Below are 3253 nucleotides of genomic sequence, written 5' to 3' on the forward strand. Positions count from 1 at the left end.
CTATTAGGGTATCAGATCCAACATTCGAAGCGGCAAATATCAGCCGGCGCCGGCCGTGCGCCCAAGCGCATTACTTGAATGGCGGACAAGCGGTTTATGGTGGCAATGGGCTTTGAATGCCGCCGGAGGAGACCGTGCAGGGCAAAAGGCAGTCGAGAATGACTATCCTTGAGGTCGCCGATTTTGCAGCCAGGCACGGCCTCACGGAGAAGTCTGCTAAAATTGTTCTGATGATCAACGGCCCGTCCAAAGCGAGGTGCGACCCCGCAGGTGCTGCATTCAAGGTCGCCCTTATTCAGAGAGTAACGAAAAATCTGTCGGATCGCCTGAAGGTCGATTGAGTCCCAATCATAGGCGTTGCGCGATACGCCGATTAGATCTCGCCTGGCAGATGCATAAAAGTGCCATCCAATGGAACCTGCCGACACACTCCAGGTTGAATAGCACCCGATCGGGTGATTTCAACCAAAGGAGATTGTCAGATGGCAGCCACCAACAAAGCAAGCGCCAGCAATAAGGGCCTTGAGGACATGTTCCTCGATGGCCTCAAGGATATTTATTACGCCGAGAAGAAAATTCTGAAAGCCCTGCCAAAGATGACCAAGGGCGCGCAGGACGAGCAGGTTTCCGCCGCCTTTGAAAAACACCGTGTCGAGACCGAGGGTCAGGTGGAGCGACTCGAGCAAGTGTTCGACATCCTGGGTGCCGCCGCCCGCGGCAAGACCTGCCCGGCGATTGACGGCATCATCGAGGAAGGATCGGAGATCCTCGAGGAATACAAGGGTTCGCCCTCGATCGACGCCGGCCTTGTCGGCGCCGCGCAGGCGGTGGAGCATTACGAGATCGCACGTTACGGCACGCTGATCGCCTGGGCGACGTCGCTGGGTAAGAATGACATTGTCAAACTCCTCAACGCCACGCTCGAAGAGGAGAAGGCCACCGATGAGGCCCTGACCTCCCTCGGCGAATCCGGCGTGAACGACAAGGCGGCCGAGCAGCAAAAAGCGGCTTGATCCTTCAGGCCCACGCAACAAGGGTCACGGCCTCGTCGCAACCCTTGCCTTGCGAGATCGAGTTACTCTGTCTAGTCTCTTAAACTTGATCGGTAGTGGCAGTTTCGATGTGCTGGCTGTTGCGGCTGCTGAACACATCGATCATGGCATCATGAGCCTCATCGGAGGCGCTACACAGGGCATCCTGCACGACGGTACGCAAGCCGTAGTCTGCGGCGCCTGACACCGCCGCCTGCCGGTGGCTGCCGAAAAACGGGAACATCACTGTCTTCATGTTGACGGCGAAGGCAACAAGCCACCCACATTCGCGATGCTGACGACGGAGCCCGGGCCTGATATGGCGCCCATACACAATCGCCAGATCGTCGTGTTGCGCCCAGAGGACTGGGCGGCATGGATCCAAGTCACGAAACCCGGCTGATCTGCTGACGGCCCTGCCGGCTGGGTTGGCAATCGAGACCGTTCGGGAAGGGAGCGACGCCGGCGGTCGTCAACCCAAGCGCTAAAGGGGCAAAACAACCGGCCGGCCGGTTCTGAGCCTCGGCATCTGACGACGTAAAGCCCGCATGTGGCGGCTGTCACAGCCGAGGCTTAGGTACGAATTGGGCCTAATATTCAAACGTTGGGGTCTACTTTGCCAGCCGCGCCTTCAACGGCGTCGTCCGTCGGTATTTCTTCATCACGGTGGTAAGATGGCTCTGACTCGAAAATCCGCAGGAATGAGCAATGTCGGGGATCGTCATACGGGTAAGGGCAAGCTGCCTTTCAGCAAAAATTCAGCCGCCGCTCGATCACGTAACGGTGCGGCGGCATTCCAAACGTCTTCGAGAAAGCACGCATGAAGTGATAAGGTGAGAGACCGCAAACCGCGGCCATCTCGGCAAGCGCCAGCTTGCGCGTGAAGTTCTTGTCCAGGAATTCCTGCACGCGACGAGTGCTGCGGACCGAAAGCCCGCCCTTCGTGTTGAGCGTCGGCTGTCGGGCCGAATTGCGACCGAAAATCGACCCGGGGAGGCCATCGTCACTCGGCATTTTTTGGTCTCCTGATACATCGCACTTAAAGTTCCGCCTGAGGGGGCCGTGCGGCTCCCAGCCACAAGGTTCGGCCTGCGGCCACAGCTGCGTTGAAGGATGCCGCCGAAGTCAAGCTCGCGTTGCTCACAGAGTCAGTCCCACGTTGCAAATTCCTGCTCAGAGGTGGAGGCATGGGCTGTGTACAAGATGCGGTCAAGCTGCTGGACCTCACGCTCGGCGGAGAGAAGAGACCGACGCGGCTTTGACGGAACTCGCCGAGGCAGTTGTCGACATCCCGGCTGAAGCGGCCTAAGGAGGCGTTCCCGCCTGTCCGGCGCCATGATGACGCACCGCCGCTGCCCTGCCGAGGGGCACAAGTCGGTTCAGGTCGGCAAGAAACTCCGCCGACAGGGCGTGGTTGTGGAAATTCTTGTTGACCTCCGCGCCTGGGAGGAACGATCATTTCACAACTTGCTTCAGGCCGCGCAACGCTTCCTTCACGTCGGGCCGAGCCTCGCTAGCTTCGGGATAGACCGCATAGGCTGGATAGGTGAATTCCGGGGAGCCTTCCACGACCTCCAACTGGCCTGTCTCGATATAAGGAGCTGCCGCGCCCCTGCGGAAATATCCCATGCCACCGGCGCGCAGGATGTAGCTCAGCCCGAGCGGACCAAGGCCGACCATCAATCCAGGCTCGCCAAAGGCAGAGGAACTGGCATCATGCTGAGCCGCAAACAGCGGCCCCCAGTCGACATAGACATAGTCCTTGGAACCGGCAGCCTCTCCGTCTCTGTCGGTCGTCCGGACCAGGACGAGTTGCTCCTCGACGAGAAGCTCTACCTTGAACCCCGGGAGCAGCTTCGGCGCGTATAGCACCGCGATATCGAGAACCCCCGTCCTGAGCTGTTCGATGAGTTGGTCCGGCACCCCGACCTGTGCGTTGATGGCGATTTCCGGCCTCGCCTTTCGCATCCAAACCAGCCAGTCCAGCAGAAGCGGGTTCCAGAGGCTCAGTTCGCCGCTCAGCGCCACCACGCTCGTCCGCCCCGAAGGGATGGCGAGCTGGTGTCGAGCACGTTCCCATATTTGCACGAAGGACTGGGCGAACCGCTCGAACTCGCGTCCCGCCGGCGTCAGTTGAGCGCCGTTGCGGTTACGGATGAAGAGCTGCCGTCCGAGCTCCTCCTCCAGCGTCCGAATGCGAGCACTTACAGTGGTCTGCGTGA

General features: G+C 59.7%; 5 protein-coding genes and 1 pseudogene. 3 read left to right on the forward strand and 3 right to left on the reverse strand.

Annotated features, from left to right (window positions below; translation table 11 throughout):
* Window positions 1–158: 158 nt before the first annotated feature.
* Complete coding sequence (locus EN991_RS29030) at window positions 159–341, forward strand: hypothetical protein (RefSeq protein ID WP_127370038.1); 183 nt, start codon at window positions 159–161, stop codon at window positions 339–341.
* Between the two features lie 141 nt (window positions 342–482).
* A complete protein-coding gene (locus EN991_RS29035; protein ID WP_127370039.1) occupies window positions 483–1013 on the forward strand; it encodes a ferritin-like domain-containing protein in 531 nt (176 codons plus the stop codon).
* Window positions 1014–1092: 79 nt separating this feature from the next.
* Here EN991_RS29035 and EN991_RS40035 read toward each other — a convergent pair whose 3' ends face one another.
* Window positions 1093–1287, reverse strand: coding sequence for a hypothetical protein (locus EN991_RS40035; protein WP_164769439.1), 195 nt, complete (start codon window positions 1285–1287; stop codon window positions 1093–1095).
* A gap of 6 nt (window positions 1288–1293) precedes the next feature.
* On the opposite strand from EN991_RS40035, the pseudogene EN991_RS29040 reads away from it, so the two are divergent.
* Window positions 1294–1519, forward strand: a pseudogene (locus EN991_RS29040) (SOS response-associated peptidase family protein); the annotation flags it as partial.
* Between the two features lie 259 nt (window positions 1520–1778).
* On the opposite strand, the gene EN991_RS29045 reads toward EN991_RS29040, so the two are convergent.
* Window positions 1779–2045, reverse strand: coding sequence for an AraC family transcriptional regulator (locus EN991_RS29045; protein ID WP_245461100.1), 267 nt, complete (start codon window positions 2043–2045; stop codon window positions 1779–1781).
* 441 nt (window positions 2046–2486) lie between these two features.
* Window positions 2487–3253: LysR family transcriptional regulator (locus EN991_RS29050; RefSeq protein ID WP_164769440.1), on the reverse strand; the 767-nt coding region annotated here is incomplete at its 5' end.

Source organism: Mesorhizobium sp. M7A.F.Ca.US.005.03.2.1, from assembly GCF_003997795.1.
GTDB lineage: Bacteria > Pseudomonadota > Alphaproteobacteria > Rhizobiales > Rhizobiaceae > Mesorhizobium > Mesorhizobium ciceri.

Excerpts from the sequence above, each read along its gene's own strand:
- EN991_RS29030 (WP_127370038.1), top strand. The coding sequence starts at position 159 with ATGACTATCCTTGAGGTCGCCGATTTTGCAGCCAGGCACGGCCTCACG.
- EN991_RS29035 (WP_127370039.1), top strand. The coding sequence starts at position 483 with ATGGCAGCCACCAACAAAGCAAGCGCCAGCAATAAGGGCCTTGAGGAC.
- EN991_RS40035 (WP_164769439.1), bottom strand. The coding sequence starts at position 1,287 with ATGAAGACAGTGATGTTCCCGTTTTTCGGCAGCCACCGGCAGGCGGCG.
- EN991_RS29045 (WP_245461100.1), bottom strand. The coding sequence starts at position 2,045 with ATGCCGAGTGACGATGGCCTCCCCGGGTCGATTTTCGGTCGCAATTCG.